General features: G+C 67.1%; 10 protein-coding genes. 2 read left to right on the forward strand and 8 right to left on the reverse strand.

The genetic code is table 11. The annotated features are described in order from the left end of the window. Positions 1–13: 13 nt before the first annotated feature. The 5 genes from ACFTR6_RS01500 to ACFTR6_RS01520 form a co-directional block, all read right to left on the reverse strand. Complete coding sequence (locus tag ACFTR6_RS01500) at positions 14–1,192, reverse strand: glycosyltransferase family 4 protein (protein WP_377956630.1); 1,179 nt, start codon at positions 1,190–1,192, stop codon at positions 14–16. After that, the gene (locus ACFTR6_RS01505) at positions 1,189–2,184 is read right to left on the reverse strand and encodes a Gfo/Idh/MocA family protein (protein ID WP_076801749.1); all 996 of its coding nucleotides are present in this window, start codon (positions 2,182–2,184) and stop codon (positions 1,189–1,191) included. Before ACFTR6_RS01505 ends, ACFTR6_RS01500 begins: the two co-directional genes overlap by 4 nt. Further along, the gene (locus ACFTR6_RS01510) at positions 2,184–3,275 is read right to left on the reverse strand and encodes a DegT/DnrJ/EryC1/StrS family aminotransferase (RefSeq protein ID WP_377956632.1); all 1,092 of its coding nucleotides are present in this window, start codon (positions 3,273–3,275) and stop codon (positions 2,184–2,186) included. Before ACFTR6_RS01510 ends, ACFTR6_RS01505 begins: the two co-directional genes overlap by 1 nt. Then, positions 3,272–3,871 carry an acyltransferase gene (locus tag ACFTR6_RS01515; protein ID WP_377956633.1) on the reverse strand — a complete coding sequence of 200 codons (600 nt, stop codon included), beginning with the start codon at positions 3,869–3,871 and terminating at the stop codon, positions 3,272–3,274. Before ACFTR6_RS01515 ends, ACFTR6_RS01510 begins: the two co-directional genes overlap by 4 nt. 68 nt (positions 3,872–3,939) lie before the next feature. Continuing rightward, complete coding sequence (locus ACFTR6_RS01520) at positions 3,940–5,229, reverse strand: nucleotide sugar dehydrogenase (RefSeq protein ID WP_377956634.1); 1,290 nt, start codon at positions 5,227–5,229, stop codon at positions 3,940–3,942. 305 nt (positions 5,230–5,534) lie between these two features. Between ACFTR6_RS01520 and ACFTR6_RS01525 the strand changes: the two genes are divergently transcribed. Then, positions 5,535–9,767: an FtsK/SpoIIIE domain-containing protein gene (locus tag ACFTR6_RS01525; protein WP_377956635.1), complete on the forward strand. Its 4,233-nt coding sequence runs from the start codon at positions 5,535–5,537 to the stop codon at positions 9,765–9,767. A 66-nt stretch (positions 9,768–9,833) separates the two neighbouring features. On the opposite strand, the gene ACFTR6_RS01530 is transcribed toward ACFTR6_RS01525, so the two are convergent. Further along, positions 9,834–10,331, reverse strand: coding sequence for a hypothetical protein (locus tag ACFTR6_RS01530; protein WP_377956636.1), 498 nt, complete (start codon positions 10,329–10,331; stop codon positions 9,834–9,836). A gap of 233 nt (positions 10,332–10,564) precedes the next feature. Between ACFTR6_RS01530 and ACFTR6_RS01535 the strand changes: the two genes are divergently transcribed. Next, on the forward strand, positions 10,565–10,813 hold the full coding sequence (locus ACFTR6_RS01535; protein ID WP_003804966.1) for a WhiB family transcriptional regulator: 249 nt from the start codon (positions 10,565–10,567) through the stop codon (positions 10,811–10,813). Positions 10,814–10,895: 82 nt separating this feature from the next. On the opposite strand, the gene ACFTR6_RS01540 is transcribed toward ACFTR6_RS01535, so the two are convergent. Continuing rightward, positions 10,896–12,365 carry a sensor histidine kinase gene (locus ACFTR6_RS01540; RefSeq protein ID WP_076801737.1) on the reverse strand — a complete coding sequence of 490 codons (1,470 nt, stop codon included), beginning with the start codon at positions 12,363–12,365 and terminating at the stop codon, positions 10,896–10,898. Between the two features lie 34 nt (positions 12,366–12,399). Then, entirely contained in the window at positions 12,400–17,253 is a 4,854-nt protein-coding gene (locus tag ACFTR6_RS01545) for an NAD-glutamate dehydrogenase (RefSeq protein WP_087874298.1), read from the reverse strand. Positions 17,254–17,279 lie beyond the last annotated feature (26 nt).

The raw sequence follows: 17,279 nt of genomic DNA on the forward strand, positions 1-17,279 counted from the left end.
CCGGTGGTTCAAACTAGCCCTTGGACGCTACGGTGGACAGCACTTCAGCGGCGGCATGCTGCCCTGACGTTGCCAGCGAAGCATTCTGCTGCACCCAGCCGGCCCTGGCATCCCGGCCGTCCGCGTTGCCGCCGGACTTTTCAGCAGCCGCAACACGGCACATGGCGGCGGCGACGCTGTCCACGTCGTAGCTGGCCGCTTCACCGAGTCCGTTGCCGGACACGAGCGCCGCGCCCTCCCCGGTTCCGGCGAAGACCACGGGCGTCCCGCAGCCGGCGGCGGCGTAGATCTTGGTGGGCTTGGCAAAGTCGTAACCCTGGCCCGGCTTGATGCTGACCAGGGCTGCGGCTGCGCCCCGGATCCAGCGGGCCGCGTCAGCGGGCGGGATGACCCCGCCGAACGTCACACGGCCGGGCGCTGTTTCCCCGGCCAACTCCCTCAGGTGGGGTTCGTCGGCACCCTGCCCGAAGAACCGGATGCTGGCGCCGGGGTATTCGGCGAGCACCGCAGGCAGGGCACGGATGAAGATGTCGGCGCCCTGCCACTCGGACATGGTTCCGGTGTACACAAAGTACGGTCCGTCGGACCCGGCGCTCTCCCCCTCGGGGCCGAACACCGAGGTGTCGATGCCGTTGCCGACGACGGTCACACGGTTCTGCGGAACACCGAACTGCTCGACTTTCTGTGCCACGGCGTCGGAGATGGCGATGACCTTGGCAGCCCTGCGCAGCGCAAACCCCTCGGCGGCGCGCATCACGCGGATGACGACGGCGGGCACGTCCGTGGCGGACAGGGCTTCAGTCCAGATGTCCGCCGCATAGTAGACAAACGGCCTGCGCCGCAGCGCAGACGTCAGCGCCACCACCACCCCGGTGGTGGGCGGCGGTTCGGACACCACCACGTCGGCGCGCGAAAACAGCAGCCGGAAGAAGGCGGGCAGGTCAAAGCTCATGTACTGCACGTAGCCGCGCACATTGCCTCCGGCGTCGCGGAGCACTGGCCACCGGGAGACCTTGTACCGGGGCTTGAACGCCGGCGATCCCTTGGGCGGCCTGGTGGTCACCACGCGGACGTCCGCGCCGCCGGCCACCAGTCCGTCCACAAGAGCTTTCAGCCGGAACGAGGCCGCACCCACTTCGGGTGTGAACAGCCGTGTTGCCACGGTGACCCTGACAGGTCTGTTGTCACTCACGAAGCGGCAATCTTCACGATCTGCCGGTTGGTGGCGGATTCGAGCACGGCTTCGGCCACGCGGAGGGTGTCCAGTCCTTCACGCATGGTGACGATGTCGTTGCGCAGTCCGAGGACGGCGTCGCGGAAGGCTTCGTGCTCGGTCCGTAGCGGTTCGGGCTTGGCGATGGCGAGCCGGGTGACGTTGCCTTCGGAAACGCCCCGGAACGCTGCCATGGATTCCCATTCGGTGGCGACCGTGCCGTTCTCGAAGAACGTCAGGTCCGCGGTGATGGTGTCGGCCACGAAGGCACCCTTTTCACCGGTGACGATGGTGAGGCGTTCCTTCATCGGGGAGAGCCAGTTGACCAGGTGGTTGGTGATGACGCCGTTGCCGAGCTGCCCTGTCGCGGCGACCATGTCCTCGTGCGGGCGGCCGCTGCGGGTGGTGGTGCGGGCGAAGATCGACTCGAAGCGGCTCTGTGCCAGCCACGCGGTCAGGTCGATGTCGTGCGTGCCGAGGTCCTTAACCACGCCGACGTCGGCGATCCGGGCCGGGAAGGGGCCCTGGCGGCGGGTGGCGATCTGGTAAACGTCACCGAGTTCGCCGGCTTCGATCCGCTTGCGCAGTGACTGCAGCGCCGGGTTGAACCGTTCGATGTGGCCGACGGCGCCGACGAGGCCCTTCGCGTCGAAGGCGTCAACGAGGCGCTGGCCGGCCTCCGCGCTGGAGGCGATGGGCTTTTCCACGAGGGTGTGGACGCCGGCGTCGGCCAGGGCCAGGCCGACTTCCTCGTGCAGGCCGGTGGGCACGGCCACCACAGCCATGTCAATGCCGGCGGCGATGAGTTCCTCGACCGAAGACAGGACGCCGAGCTGGCCGGCAACGCCGTGCGGGTCGCCGAAGGAGTCGGCGACGGCGACCAGGTCGACGCCGTCGAGCTCCCGCACCACGCGCGCGTGGTGGCGGCCCATCATGCCCAGGCCAATGAGGCCGACGCGCAGGTTAGCCATCACGCACCTGCCCGGACGAGCTTGTTGACCGCGGTGACGATGCGGTCCAGGTCGTTCTGGCTCAGCGACGGGTGCACCGGCAGGGACAGGACTTCCTTCGCCGCGGTTTCCGTGTTGGGCAGGTCTTCGGTGCGGTTGAACGAGGGCAGGCGGTGGTTCGGAACCGGGTAGTACACTCCGGTGCCGATGTTGAATTCCTCGCGCAGGGCCTTGGCCAGTCCGTCCCGGTCCTCCGGCACACGGATCGTGTACTGGTGGTAGACGTGCGACGCGCCCTCGGCGACCTTCGGCGTGCCGACGCCCTGGAGGTTGGCGGTGAGGAACGCCGCGTTCTGCTGCCGCTGTTCGGTCCAGCCAAGGACCTTCTTCAGCTGGACCCGGCCGATGGAGGCGTGCAGGTCGGTCATCCGGGCGTTGAAGCCCACGAGCTCGTTCTCGTACTGCTTTTCCATGCCCTGGTTCCGCAGCAGGCGCAGGTTCCGCTCCACGGTGCTGTCGGGGGTGGAGACCATGCCGCCCTCGCCGGAGGTCATGTTCTTCGTCGGGTAGAGGCTGAACATGGCGAACTTGCCGAACGTTCCCACCTTCTGGCCGTTGAAGCTGGCGCCGTGGGCCTGGGCTGCGTCCTCGTACAGGTCGATCCCGCGCTCGGCAGCGAGCTTCCCGAGGCCCTCGACGTTGAACGGGTGCCCGTACAGGTGGACCGGCATGATGCCCTTGGTCTTCTCCGTGATCAGCGAGGCGACGTGGTCCACGTCCAGGGTGTAGTGGTCCAGTTCGATGTCGGCAAACACCGGGGTGGCCCCGGCCAGCGCCACCGAGTTGCCGGTCGCGGCAAAGGTGAACGAGGGAACGATGACTTCATCGCCTGCGCCGACGCCGGCGGCCAGGAGGCCCAGGTGCAGGCCCGAGGTGCCGGAGTTGACGGCCACGGAGGAGCGGCCGTCGAGGAGAACCTCGGAGAATTCCTTCTCGAATTCGGCGACCTGCTGGCCCTGGGCCAGCATTCCGGTGGCCAGAACGGCGTCGACGGCGGCCCGCTCGTCATCGCCGATGATCGGCTTCGCCGCGGGGATAAAGTCGTAACTCATGCGTTCTCCTCAGACTCTTTCAGGGAATTTCCGTCTTCAATGTATTTGGCGCCGGTGGCGGGGCAGACCCAGAAGTCCCCCTCCTGGCGCAGCGGCTCACCGGCCTTGCCCACCCAGCCAAGACGCCGGGCGGGAACCCCGGCCATCAGGGCAAAGGCAGGCACATCCTTCGTGACAACAGCGCCGGCGGCCACCGTGGCCCAGCGCCCCACGGTCAGCGGGGCAACACACACCGCGCGGGCACCAATCGAGGCGCCGTCCTCGATGGTCACGCCCACCGGCGTCCAGTCGTGGGCGCTCTTGAGCGAACCGTCGGGGCTGACCGACCGCGGGTAGGTGTCGTTGGTCAGGACCACGGCCGGACCGATGAAGACGCCCTTGCCGAGCCTGGCCGGTTCGTATACCAGGGCGTAGTTCTGGATCTTCGTGTTCTCACCGATCTGCACTCCGGTGCCGACGTACGCGCCGCGGCCCACGATGCAGTTCGCGCCGAGGTTCGCCTGTTCCCGCACCTGGGCCAGGTGCCAGATCTTCGTTCCCTCGCCGAGGATTGCCTGGTCCGAAACGTCGGCGCTCGGAGCAATGGTCGTCGTCATACTGTGATTCCTCTCAAAAGTGCCGCTGCGGACCGGCCGCAGCGGCCAAGGCGGCCGCGAAGCGCTCTTTAGGCCTTGCCGATAACGCGGTAAACGACGCCGTCCCACCGGTCAGCCGAGCTCACCCGGCGGCCGTCAATGAAGGCCTTGATGCCGGGCAGGTCAGCCGGGGCCAGCGTGCGGTACTCGGCGTGGTCGGCCTGGACGATGGCCGCGTCAACGGGCTCGCCCACGTGGTACGCGGTGAAGCCGAGCTTTTCCAGTTCAGCATCCGTGTAGAGCGGGTCGTGCACCGTCACCACGGCACCGCGCTTCTCGAGGCTGGAAACGGCGTCGAACACGCCGGAGAAAGCGGTTTCCTTCACGCCCCCGCGGTAGGCGGCACCGAGCACCACCACACGGGCATCGGTGAGATCGCCGTAGGCACCCTCGAGGAGGCCCACGGTGTAATCCGGCATGTCGGCGTTGGCCGCGCGGGCCGCCCGGACCACCGTGGCCTCGGGGTCGTTCCAGAGGTACAGGCGCGGGTAGACCGGGATGCAGTGACCGCCGACGGCGATGCCCGGCTGGTGGATGTGGCTGTACGGCTGCGAGTTGGAAGCCTCGATGACCTGGTAGATGTCGATGCCCGCGGTCCCGGCGAACCGGGCGAACTGGTTGGCCAGGCCGATGTTCACGTCCCGGTAAGTGGTCTCGGCCAGCTTGGCCAGCTCGGACGCTTCCGCGGATCCCAGGTCCCAGACCCCGTTCGGCCGGCGAAGGTCAGCACGCTCGTCGAAGTCCAGCACCGACTCGTAGAACTCAACGGCCTTGGCCGCGCCCGCCTCGGACAGGCCGCCCACCAGCTTCGGGTACTTGCGCAGATCCTCGAACACCCGCCCGGTCAGCACACGCTCCGGCGAGAAGACGAGGTGGAAGTCCTTACCCTCAACCAGCCCGGAGCCCGCCTCGAGGGCCGGCTTCCAGCGCGTCCGCGTGGTGCCCACAGGCAGGGTCGTTTCATAGGACACCAGGGTGCCCGGCGTCAGGTGCCTGGCCAGTTCCGCCGTTGCGCCGTCCATCCAGCCGAAGTCAGGCTTGGCATCCGCGTCCACGAACAAAGGGACCACCAGCACCACGGCGTCCGCACCCGGAACAGCATCGGCGTAATCAGTAGTGGCACGAAGCCTGCCCGCCGGAACGAGTTCGGAAAGCTTCTCCTGCAGGTGGGCTTCACCCGGAAACGGCTCGGTCCCCGCGTTGATCAGCTCCACTACCTGCTGGTTGACGTCCACACCGACGACGTCATGGCCTTTGGAAGCAAACTGGACAGCCAGCGGCAGCCCGATTTTTCCCAACGCAATTACAGCAATCTTCACGAGTCAGAAGCCTTTTCTCTCAGGACTGGCAGGCGGCAGCCACGCTGCCACACCCGCTTTTGCTTAACACTATCCGCTGACCGGACCTTACGCCGATTCCGCGGCCGGGTGCGGCGTAGCAGGACTCCGCGGTCCGGGGAAGCGGCCGGGTTTTCCACATGGACCAACTCACGGCCTCACTTCGGGCCGCGCCGACACTAGCGTGGTGCCCAGGTTTTCCCGAAGAACGGAGATCGCCGGTGCTGCTGCAATGCACTCTGGTCCGCGCCCCCGGTGCTGCTTCCAGCGGCCCCGGTTTCCCAACCATGCCAGTAGAGCTGACGGTGACGGCCCCGGAGGGGTGCCCCGGGACAATATTGGAGGCTGAGCTCACGCGCACATTCCGGACTGGCGCGCTGTCAGTAGCTGGCCTGCCGCTCCGTGAGCTGACTGCCGGCCACGCGCCCCTGGTCAACGGGGCTGTCCTCGTGGACGGCCCTGCCGCCTGTCCGGCGTCCGGCCCTGCCGCCTGTCCGGCGTCCGGCCCAGGAACTGCCGGCGAACTTGCCGCCGCCGTCCTCCTCACGGTGGACAGCGGCCCTGCTGCAGGCTCCGTGCTTCCGCTGCGGCGGGGAAGCTACCGCATCGGCCGTACCGGCACTGAGCTGACGATTACGGACGCCGACCTGTCCCGCGAGCACGCCAAAATTGAGGTTTCGGACACAGCCCTGACCCTGGTGGACCTTGCCAGCGTCAACGGCACGGAGGTTGACGGCAAACGGGTGTCAAAAACAGCCATCGCGATCGGTTCCCGCATCCGCTGCGGCAATTCCTCCATGTCGGTCGTTCTGGCTGCGCCGCCGGCTGCTCAGCAGGATGACCTTGGGTTTGCCGGGAGCACTGTGGCGGAGCCCATTGCCGTGCCCGGTCCGGCCGCACCGGCTGGCCGTTCGGTGCTGGTTCTCGGGGCCGTTCTCCCGGTGATCATCGGTGTGGGCCTGGCCCTGATGACGGGGACATGGATGTTTCTGGCCTTCACGCTGGTGTCGGCAGTAACCCTGCTCGTCCCACTGGTCTCAGGCGCCCGGCAGCGGCGTGAACTCACGTCGGCAGTCGCGGCGGCAGCCGCGCAGGATCAGGAACGACGACGACGGTCCGCACCGTCCGCTGCTGTCCTGGCCATTGGCGCCGCGGTTGCCGTGAGGAGCCCTGCCGGCGGCGGACCGCACCTCGCCCGGGAGGTTCCGCTGTCCACGGACGCGCCCAACCCTGCGCCCGGTGTCTGGCTGCGGCTTGGCCTGGCCGACCAGCTGGCCAACATCCGCCTGGAGCCGGAGCGGCCGGGCTTCAAACCCCCGGGGCTCGGCGCGGTGCCGCTGCTCCTTGACCCGGGGCCGGCGGTCGTGACCGTCCGGGGGCCGGAAGCGGAGGTTCATGGCCTGGTCCGCTACTTCCTCATGCAGCTCGCCGGGTACCCGCTGGCCAGGGGCACCCGGATCGCGGTTCACGGACCGGTTTCCGTCCTGCCGCTGGCTGCCCGGTTCCTTCCCGGCGTGTCACTCCATACCAGGGCCCCTGACACCATGGCGGCCCTGACGGACGCGTCCGGCAGGAAGGGCACGGCACGCATACTGCTGCTGTTCGGCAGTGCGGAAGCCGGCACCGCGGAGGCAGGCATTGTCGCAACCGCGCGGGGGCTGGGCTGGCGGGTGCTTCATCTCCCTGGGCCCGGACAGCAGCCGTCGGAGACCGACATTGAACTCGGCGAGCGCGGAGCGGTGCTTCGCATGCGGGACTCGTGTCAGCGCTTTATCGCAGACTTGGTGCCGGCCGGTGTTTTCGACCGCTACTGCCGGACCCATGGGCCGTCCCTCCCTGACGTTCCGGCCGACGGGCATGCCGTGCCTGCACGCTGCGGGCTGGGCGATCTCCTTGATGGGTCGGCCGCTGCGACGGCGAAGCGCTGGGCGGCGGGCAGACTGGCGCCAGGACTCACCATTCCCCTGGGCCGCACCGCCCGGGGCGTGCGCGTCCTCGACCTTGAGGCCGACGGCCCGCACGTCCTCGTTGCCGGCACCACGGGTTCCGGGAAATCGGAGCTGCTTCGCACCATGACCGCCGGGCTCGCACTGTGCTATCCGCCGGACCGCGTCAATGTCCTCTTCCTCGACTTCAAAGGCGGGTCCGGGCTCAGTCCGCTGACTGGCATCCCGCACTGCGTTGGCATGCTGACGGACCTTGCCAGCAGCCAGCTGGAGCGTACGGTGGTGTCCCTGCGGGCAGAAGTCCGCAGGCGAGAACAAGTTCTCGCAGCCGCCGGAGCCCCGGATCTGGCCGCCTATCGGCTGGCACCGGCTGGCGGGCCGCCCCTCCCCCAGCTGATCCTCATCATTGACGAGTTCCGGATGCTGGTCGAGGACGCTCCGCAGACCCTCACCGAGTTGATGAGGATTGCGGCCATCGGCCGGTCCCTGGGTATCCACCTGATCATGGCGACCCAGCGCCCACAGGGGGCTCTCACCTCGGACATCCGCGCGAACGTCACCACCAGCATCGCCCTGCGTGTGCAGTCCGCGCACGAGTCGGCCGATGTCATCGGCACCGAAGCGGCCTCGACGATACCCGTTAACCGGCCCGGCCGGGCCTACCTGGCGAGGGGAACCGAACCTGCGGAGGAGTTCCAGTCGGCATCACTTGCCGCGGTGAACGAGGACTCCTCGCCTTGCCTCAGGGTGCTCGAGACCACCGAGGCGCTTGCCATGCTGCCTTTCGTCGACGGAAGCAGTCCTGCGCCGGCGACCCCGTCCGACACTGCCAGGCCTGTCGTGGAGCTGGCGGCCGCGCTGTGGGCGGGGATCGGCGGTTGCGCGGTGCGCCGTCCGGTGGCTCCACCCTTGCCAGACGAGTTGGTGGTAGCCGCTGACGCGGCAACACTCACCGCGCAAGGCCCGGGCCCTGAAAGTCCTGTCCCTGGCGGCCCCCTCCCTGCAGGCACTGTGTCCGTCGACACAGTGCCGGGGATGACCGGTGACTGGGCCGTCCGGCTGGGTTTGCTGGACCTGCCCGACGAACAGCGGCTCGCCGATCTCAGCTGGCGGCCCGGAACTGATGGGCATCTGGCCCTGATCGGCGCGGGATCCGGCGATGCTGCCTGCACCGTGTCAACGGCAGTCCAACAGCTCTTGACCCATCCCACCGAATGCCACCTCTACGTCCTCGATGCGGACGGGTCCCTGGCGGGACTGGCCGGCGCCCACCGCACCGGATCCTTTGTAAACCTCCACGACCTCCGCCGCGGCGTGCGCCTGCTGGAGCGCCTGGCCGCCGAAATGTCCGAGCGGCTCAGCCGGCCTACGGAAGCTCCTGGTCCGCCGCTGGTACTGGCCGTTTCCGGCTGGGGCTCCTGGCTGTCGGCCCTCCGCTCAGGTCCTCTGAACCGCGCCGAAGACCATCTCCAGGACATTGTCAGGGATGGCCGCCCTGCCGGAATCACCGTCGTGATCTCCGGCGACCGCGAACTCGTAACGTCGCGGTTCTTTCCGGCCATCCCCAACCGCGTCTACTGCCCGCGGGGCGCCAGCGCCGAGAGCAGGCTGGCGTGGCCCAAAATGCCAGACCTTCCGCCGGTTCCGGGGCGCGCCGTCGCATCCGGCGCCCTGTGCGCCGGGCGCCAGGCCGTCTGCCAGCTTTTCGTCCCGGGTAGCGGACGCGTCGGGCGCGGAGGAGGCACGGCCGCCGGCGGGGCCGCGCAGAGGGCGGTACAGGTCAGGCCCTTCCGCGTGGATCCCCTTCCGGTGCGGCTCTCGGTGGCGGACGTACTGTTCCGGATGCCCGGAGCCGGGCAGGCTTCAGCCGTTCCCGCCTCAGACGGCCCCGACGATGACGCCCGCCGCTTCCATTCCCCGAATTCGGATGCCCCTGCACCCGGGGCCGTTCCCGCACCGGCTGCCGTTCGCACAGCCTCACCGCGCCTGGTGGTCGGCGTGGGCGGGGACGAACCCGCCCCGGCCGCCGTGTGCCTGCCGAGAGGGTCAGTCCTTGCCGTGCTGGGCAGTGCAGGTTCTGGCAAGTCCTCATTCCTTGCCTCCCTGCCGGCGCTCAATCCGTCGGTGACCGCGTGGCTGCAGGCCGGCCAGGAAACCGGAACGGACGGCTTCTGGACTGAAGTCCACCAAGATGCCGTGGAAGGCCGCCTGCCCCGGGACGCGATACTCCTCGTCGATGACGCCGACCTGCTGCCTGCCGCCTCGCACCAGCATCTCGCGGACCTGAACAGCCGCGGTTGGGCAATAGTTTTTTCCGCTGCTTTCAGCCAGTCGCTGATGCAGCGCGTCCCGCTCGCGCTGGCGGCCCGCAGTGGCGGCAAGGGCGTCCTCATCGCACCCCGCAGTCCCCTGGATGGCGACATCTTCGGGCTGCGGATTGAGCCGGATTCCCATCCCCCGCCGGGACGCGCCCTGCTCGTGGCGGACGGTACGGCACTGCCAGTCCAGCTGGCACTGGCCGAAGATGGAGCCAAAATGCCGGGCAAGCGGCCGGACGAGGGCACTGCAGGGTGAGACACCCAAGCTGCGTCAGGGCGCCACCCGCGTCAGGGCGCCAACTGCGTCAGGGCGCCAACTGCGTCATAGTGCCGGCGGTGCAGAAGCTGCGCGGGAGGCGAAGCTAATCACACGCTTGTCGAACAGCAGGATGATGGCCGTGGCGGCCGGGATCAGCATCGCGGCACCGGCCACGGGAAACCCGCCGGTGAGGGTCGGGAACCCAATCGTCAGCACGAACAGCTGCGCCACCAGTGCCCCGGCGCGCGGCCAGCGGAAACCCCGGAACAGGAACACCGCAACGGCGTACAGCCAGGCCGCAAATGCCAGGAGCAGGCCGAGTGTGAAGACAGCACCCCAAAACGACATGACGGGCGCGCCAGTAACGAGCTGGAAACCGTACCAGGCCGCCGCCCCCAGCAAGGCGGTCGCCTCGGCTGCCACAATCGCGGAGATCACGGCGATCGCGCGGGGACGGCCCTGGTTTGAGGGCTCCGCGCTAGCCGGGGCCGCCTCCTCCGGGATGCCGTTGTCCCCGTCGTGGGAGAACGGGCCGGACGGGTCTTTTGGGGCTCTTGACACACTGGCACACTACCCGAGATAGTCGACACGCGGCGGGACAGCCCGTGGATGTGATGCATCGCTCACGTTTCTGGCGGATTTCGTAGTCCACTACCCCTTGTTTACACAGCGTTAACATGAAACGCTTGATCCAGATGACCAAGGGGGCCCTGCAGGGCCCCTTTCCTATGTAAGCCCTAGTGAATTTTTTCACAAAGGCTATTGACTTCCCAGGAATGGAGTGACTGATCAGCATGGATTGGCGTAACCGCGCGGCCTGCCTCGACAAAGACCCGGAGCTGTTTTTCCCCGTCGGCAACACGGGCCCGGCCCTGCTGCAGATCGAAGAAGCGAAGAGCGTCTGCCGCCGTTGTCCGGTAGTTGACACCTGCCTTCAGTGGGCGCTGGAGTCCGGACAGGACGCCGGCGTGTGGGGCGGCATGAGCGAGGACGAGCGCCGTGCGCTTAAGCGCCGGGCAGCCCGGGCACGCCGCGCTTCCTGACGCGTTACTGCAGCAAACAGCTGCCACAGGAATTAAAGGCGACGGCCGCGGACCATTGGTCCGCGGCCGTCGTTTTTTCATGTCAGCGGTTTGCCAGACTCAGGACAATCTGCACCGCGGTTCCGCCGCCCTCACGGGGCTGCCACTGGATGGTGCCGCCCAGTTCGCTCGTGACCAGCGTCCGGACAATCTGAAGCCCCAGGCCCTCCACATGCGGCGTGTCCGGCAGTCCAACGCCGTCGTCCGCCACGGTGACAGTGAGCAGTTCCTCGTCGTCCTCGTTCGCCGAGCGGTCGGCGAGCAGCCACACCGTGCCGGTACGTCCCTCCAGTCCGTGTTCGACGGCGTTAGTGACGAGTTCGTTGATCACCAGCGCCAGCGGCGTTGCGAAGTCGCTGGGGAGCTCACCGAACAGGCCCGACCGCTGCGTCCGGACCTGCTGGGACGGCGAGGCCACCTCCGCGGACAGGCGGAACTGGCGTCCGATGAGTTCATCGAAATCAACGCTTTGGGTCAGCCCCTGCGAGAGCGTCTCGTGCACGAGGGCAATCGTTGCCACGCGCCGCATGGCCTGTTCGAGGCCCTGCTTTGCTTCGTCGCTGACCATCCGACGGGACTGCATGCGCAGCAGCGCGGCAACCGTCTGCAGATTGTTCTTGACCCGGTGGTGGATTTCACGGATCGTGGCGTCCTTCGTGACCAGTTCCATCTCCCGGCGGCGCAGCTCGGAAACGTCGCGGCAGAGGACCAGCGCCCCGAACCGCTGCTGCTCGTCCCTGAGCGGAATCGCGCGCAGCGACAGGCTCACGCCGCGGGATTCGATCTCACTGCGCCACGGCATCCGTCCGGTTACAACGAGCGGCAGCGTCTCGTCCACCATGCGGCGGTCCTTCAGCAGACCCGCGGTGACCTCTGCCAGTGAGCGGCCCTCCAGGGATTCGCCATCACCGAGGCGTCGGAAAGCCGAGACGCCGTTCGGGCTGGCGTACTGCACGATGCCCTCGGCGTCGAGCCGGATCAGGCCGTCCCCCACGCGCGGAGCACCGCGGCGGGAACCGGTCGGCGAGGCGAAGTCCGGCCAGAGACCCAGTGTGCCCATGCGCAGCAGGTCATAGGCACACTGGCGGTAGGTCAGCTCCAGCCTGGACGGCATCCGCGAACTGGACAGGTCCATGTGCGAGGTGACCACCGCGAGCGTCCGGCCGTTCCTGACCATCGGCACTGCTTCAACCCGCAGGGCCATGTCGCTGCTCCAGTTCGTCTCACTGGAACGCTCAATGGTGCGGCTCTCCCACGCCTTGTCCACCAGCGGCTGCAGGTCCGACCGGATGCCCTCCCCGACGAAGTCGGCGTGGAACACCGTATGTGTCGTGGAGGGCCGGACGTGCGCCAGGGCGACGTAGCCGTGCTCCGGATGGGGAAACCACAGGGCAAGGTCGGCAAACGCGAGATCGGCCACCATCTGCCAGTCGCCCACCAGGAGGTGCAGCCACTCGGCATCCCCCGGCCCGAAATCAGCGTGTTCCCTGATGGGGTCCGTAAAGATTGCCACTGCACCTCCAGTTTTTCGACGGCAGGACTTTGTCCTAGCGTCGGACGATTGACCTCAAGAGCCTCAATGCTACCGAGAGCGAGGCCATGTCGTCCGCTTCGAGGGCGTTGACCTCATCGAACATGCTCTTCGCCCGGCCCAAATGCTCCGCGTTCAGCTGCTCCCAGTCCCTCAGCCTATCCTCGGCGGACGATCCTTCACCGGTCGAGTCCAGGACCGCCGTCGTCATGTCCGAGACGGTCGAGTAAAGGTCATCGCGCAGCGCGGCACGGGCCAGGGCCTGCCAGCGGTCCTTCCGCGGCAGGGAACTGATCCGTTCCAGGAGCGAGTCCACGTGGAACCGGTTGAACACTGTGTAGTAGACGTGGGCGATGTCCTCCACCGGCTCCTTGCGGCTGTGCGCGATTTTCGCGATGTCCAGCAGCACGAAGCTCTCGAACAGCTCGGCCCAGCGGTGGCCCAGGTCCTCGGGCAGGCCCCACGACCGTGCCTTCTCAAGCCAGGAGGCAACGCGCGCACGGTCGTCACCGCGCAGGTAGTCAAGCAGCCGGGCACGCATGGGTTCCATCGGCGGCTTGAACTCGGCGACGATATCGGCGATGGGCCGTGACGCGCTGCCCTGGGCAAGAACCCACCGCACCGCACGGTCCAGGAGCCGGCGGATATCGAGGTGCACCGTGCTCCAGTGCTCGGTGGGGAACGACGCGGGCAGCTCGTTGAGCTCGGACACCATGATGTCCAGTTCATAGATTTCCCGCAGCGCCACGAACGCCTTGGCCACAGCCACTTCGCTCGCAGAGGTCTCCTCCATGGTCCGGAAGGCAAAGGTGATGCCGCCCAGGTTGATCATGTCGTTGGCCACGACCGTTGCGATGATTTCCCGGCGCAGCGGATGGGTGTCCAGTTCGGCGTCGAATTTCTCCCGGAGCTGGACCGGGAAGTACTGCCGGAGCGTTTCGCGGAACCAGGGGTCGTCGGCCAGGTCGCTGTCGCGCAGGGCCGTGGCCAGCTCGATCTTGGCGTAGGCGGCCAGCACGGACAGTTCTGGTGAGGTCAAGCCCTGGCCCTGTTCCAGCCGGTCGTGAAGGACGGCGGTGGAGGGCAGTGCCTCCAGGTCCCGGTTCAGGTCCGCCTTCTTCTCCAGCCAGTCCATCAGGCGTTCGTAGCTCGGGCTCCATTCCGCGACCTTCTGGCGGTCATTCAGGAGCAGGATGTTCTGGTCAACGTTGTCTTCCAGGACCAGCCGCCCCACCTCGTCGGTCATGGATGCAAGGAAGTCCGAACGCTCGCCGGCGTCCAGCTTGCCCGCCGCCACCATCCGGTCTACGAAGATCTTGATGTTGACCTCGTGGTCGGAGCAGTCGACGCCGGCCGAGTTGTCGATGGCGTCCGTGTTCAGGATGACGCCCTGCAGCGCCGCTTCGATGCGGCCGCGCTGCGTCATCCCGAGGTTGCCGCCCTCGCCTACAACCTTGACACGAAGGTCACGGCCATCCACGCGAATGGCATCGTTGGACTTGTCACCGACCATGGCGTGAGTCTCCGTACTGGCCTTCACGTACGTGCCGATGCCGCCGTTGTACAGCAGGTCCGCGGGGGCGAGCAGGATGGCCCGCAGGAGTTCGGGCGGGCTGAGCTGGGTCGTGTCCTCGGACAGGCCCAGCGCGGAGCGTACCTGCGGCGAGACCGGGATGGATTTCGCCTGCCTCGGGTAGACCCCGCCACCTTCGCTGATCAGGTTCTTGTCGTAGTCGTCCCACGACGACCGGGGCAGTCCGAAGAGCCGCTGCCGCTCCGCGTAGGAGGTTGCCTCGTCCGGGTTCGGGTCGAGGAAAATGTGGCGGTGGTCAAACGCCGCGAGCAGCCTGATGTGCTTGGACAGGAGCATGCCGTTGCCGAAGACGTCTCCGGACATGTCGCCGACGCCGACTACGGTGAAGGGCTCGGACTGGGTGTCCAGGTCCAGCTCGCTGAAGTGCCTCTTGACGGATTCCCAGGCACCGCGGGCGGTGATGCCCATGGCCTTGTGGTCATAGCCCACCGAACCGCCGGAAGCGAAGGCATCGCCCAGCCAGAATCCGTAGTCCGCGGCAAGTCCGTTCGCAATGTCAGAGAAGGTCGCCGTGCCCTTGTCCGCTGCGACCACCAGGTAGGAGTCGTCGCCGTCGTGGCGCACAACGTCCGACGGCGGGACAAGCCGTTCGCCGTCTGCTCCCGTCACGAGGTTGTCCGTGATGTCCAGCAGGCCCCGGATGAAGGTCTTGTAGCTTTCGACGCCCTCTGCCATCCAGGCCGACCTGTCCTGGGCAGGATCCGGCAGCCGCTTGGCGAAGAACCCGCCCTTGGCGCCCGTTGGTACGATCACGGCGTTCTTGACCGTCTGCGCCTTGACCAGGCCCAGGATTTCCGTGCGGAAGTCTTCGCGCCGGTCCGACCAGCGGAGGCCGCCGCGGGCCACCTTGCCGAAGCGCAGGTGAACACCCTCCACCCGGGGCGAGTAAACCCAGATTTCGAACATGGGCCGCGGGAAAGGCAGCCCTTCGATGGCTGATGGGTTGAGCTTGAAGCTCAGGTGCGGCTTGTCCTGGTAGAAGTTGGTGCGCAGCGTCGATTCGATCAGGTTCGTGAACGTCCGCACCACGCGGTCGGCGTCCAGGGTGGCGACGTTTTCGATCGACGCGGCGAGCCGGGCGCGGACCGCTGCCTGCTTGTTCGCCCGCTCGGCCTCGGGCACGCTGGGATCGAAGCGTGCCTCGAACAGCTCAACGAGCCCGAGCGTGACCTCAGGGTTGGCCAGCAGTGTGTCGGCCATGAACTCAAACGAGTTGGTGTTTCCCATTTGCCGCATGTACTTCGCGTAGGCCCGCAGCACGATGACCTGCCGCCATGTCATGCCCTCGCGGAGCACCAGCCGGTCAAAGCTGTCGGATTCGACGGCACCGGAAACGGCCGCGCCGAAGGAATCCGCCAGCAGCCGGCCCGTGGACACCGGGTCCACCCCGGCCGGGTATTTCAGCCCGAGGTCGTAGAGGAAGAAATCCCGGCGGTCCGCGGTCTCGATCTCGAACGGCCGCTCGTCCAGCACCTCCAGCCCCAGGTTGTGGAAGTAGGGAAGGATCTGGCTCAGGCTCTTGGGCTCCAGCATGTACAGCTTGACGCGGGCATCCTCTTCGAGGGTCGCGCCGGCGCCTTCGGGAAGGTACACGTGGACGCCCGGCCGCTCCTGCCGTGCACCAAGCATGCGCTCGGCTTCGGCCCCGTACTGTTCGAACCGGGCGATGTCCTCGAGGGCATCTTCGATTTCATAGTCGACGCGGTAGCTGGCCGGGAAGGCCTCGGCCCAGATGGCCGCCAGTTCATTCGCACCGTCGTCGGCGCTCCGCTCGCGCAGTACCTCGGCGATTCCTTCACTCCAGGACCGGGCAGCCCGGACAAGCCGCTTTTCCAGCGCGTCCGTGTTGACGTGGCTGACGTCCTGGCCCTTGGGCAGGCGGATCCGGAAGAACAGGCGGGCGAGGGCTGATTCCGTCATCCTCGCCTCATAGTCAATGGACTCGGCATGGAACGTCTCACGGAGTTCCTGCTCTATCCTCAGCCGGACGTTGGTGGTGTACCGGTCGCGCGGGAGGTAAACGACGGCGGACATGAACCGTCCGTAGATGTCGGGCCGGAGGAAGAGCCGGGTGCGGCGCCGTTCCTGCAGCCTTTGGATTCCTGTTGCCGTCGCGGCGAGGTCGGGAATCTCGATCTGGAAGAGTTCGTCGCGGGGGTACGTTTCCAGGATGCCCAGCAGGTCCTTCCCGGAATGTGAGTCCGGCGGGAAACCGGCGCCGCGCAGCACGGCCTCGACCTTTTCCCGGACAATCGGGATATTCCGCACGGAGTCGGTGTAGGCGCTGGTGGCGAACAGTCCGATGAACCGCTGTTCGCCGTTGACGTTGCCCGCGGCGTCGAAGCTTTTGACCCCGATGTAGTCCAGGTAGGCGGGACGGTGCACGGTTGAGCGCGAATTGGCCTTGGTGATGACCAGGGCACGCTTTTCACGGGCCTTGCGCCTGCCCGCGTCGGTGAGGTGCTGCACCTGGCGGGTGTCGTGGTGGGCCCGCAGCAGGCCCAGTCCGCTGTCCTCGCGCAGCTCCAGGACATCCTCGCCTTCTTCATTGACCAGGTCGTATTCCCGGTAGCCGAGGAAAGTGAAATTGCCGTCGTCGAGCCAGCGAAGCAAATCCTGCGCCTGGCGCAGCTCGGCGATCTGTGCCGGATGCGCCACCTTGTCCAGGTCCTGCGCGATCTGCAGCGCCTTGCTGCGCATCTTCGGCCAGTCCTCGACGGCGGCACGGACGTCCCCGAGGACGCGTTCCAGCCCCTCCTGGAGCTTGTCCGCAGCCTCGTCGCTGGCCCGGCCGATCTCCACCGCAATCCAGGACTCCATGTGGGAGGCGTTGTCGCCCTGGGCAATCAACTGGGAAAGGACAGGCAGCGCAGCGGTGTCGCCGCTGGAGATGCCGAAGCCGGAAGGGACCCGGTCCACTTTGACCAGTTCGTTGGTTTCGCGGTTGCGGGCGACCACGAACATCGGGTGCAGCACGAGGTGGATGGCCGAATTCTGCCGGACCAGCTCAGCGTTGACGGAGTCCACCAGGAATGGCATGTCGTCGGTGACGATGTATACGACGCTGCGGTCGCCCTCGGGAACGATGGATATGTTGGCCGTCCCCGGCTTGCGTTCAAAACCGACTGCACGGTGGGTTTCAGCCCGGGCCGTCAGCAGCTCGTGCGGGTAAGCCCGCGCGTCCTCCTCCGCCAGATGCTCGTAGTAGTCCGCAAAAAAGCCTTCCTCAGCTTCGATTGAACGGGACTGATCCTCCACGCTGGACCCAGACGACATCGACACACGCCTCCATCACACAGTTT

Origin of the sequence: Arthrobacter sp. NPDC057009 (genome assembly GCF_042673905.1) — a bacterium.
GTDB lineage: Bacteria > Actinomycetota > Actinomycetes > Actinomycetales > Micrococcaceae > Arthrobacter.

Excerpts from the sequence above, each read along its gene's own strand:
- ACFTR6_RS01510 (WP_377956632.1), bottom strand. The coding sequence starts at position 3,275 with ATGAGTTACGACTTTATCCCCGCGGCGAAGCCGATCATCGGCGATGAC.
- ACFTR6_RS01545 (WP_087874298.1), bottom strand. The coding sequence starts at position 17,253 with ATGTCGTCTGGGTCCAGCGTGGAGGATCAGTCCCGTTCAATCGAAGCT.
- ACFTR6_RS01515 (WP_377956633.1), bottom strand. The coding sequence starts at position 3,871 with ATGACGACGACCATTGCTCCGAGCGCCGACGTTTCGGACCAGGCAATC.
- ACFTR6_RS01535 (WP_003804966.1), top strand. The coding sequence starts at position 10,565 with ATGGATTGGCGTAACCGCGCGGCCTGCCTCGACAAAGACCCGGAGCTG.
- ACFTR6_RS01505 (WP_076801749.1), bottom strand. The coding sequence starts at position 2,184 with ATGGCTAACCTGCGCGTCGGCCTCATTGGCCTGGGCATGATGGGCCGC.
- ACFTR6_RS01525 (WP_377956635.1), top strand. The coding sequence starts at position 5,535 with ATGCCAGTAGAGCTGACGGTGACGGCCCCGGAGGGGTGCCCCGGGACA.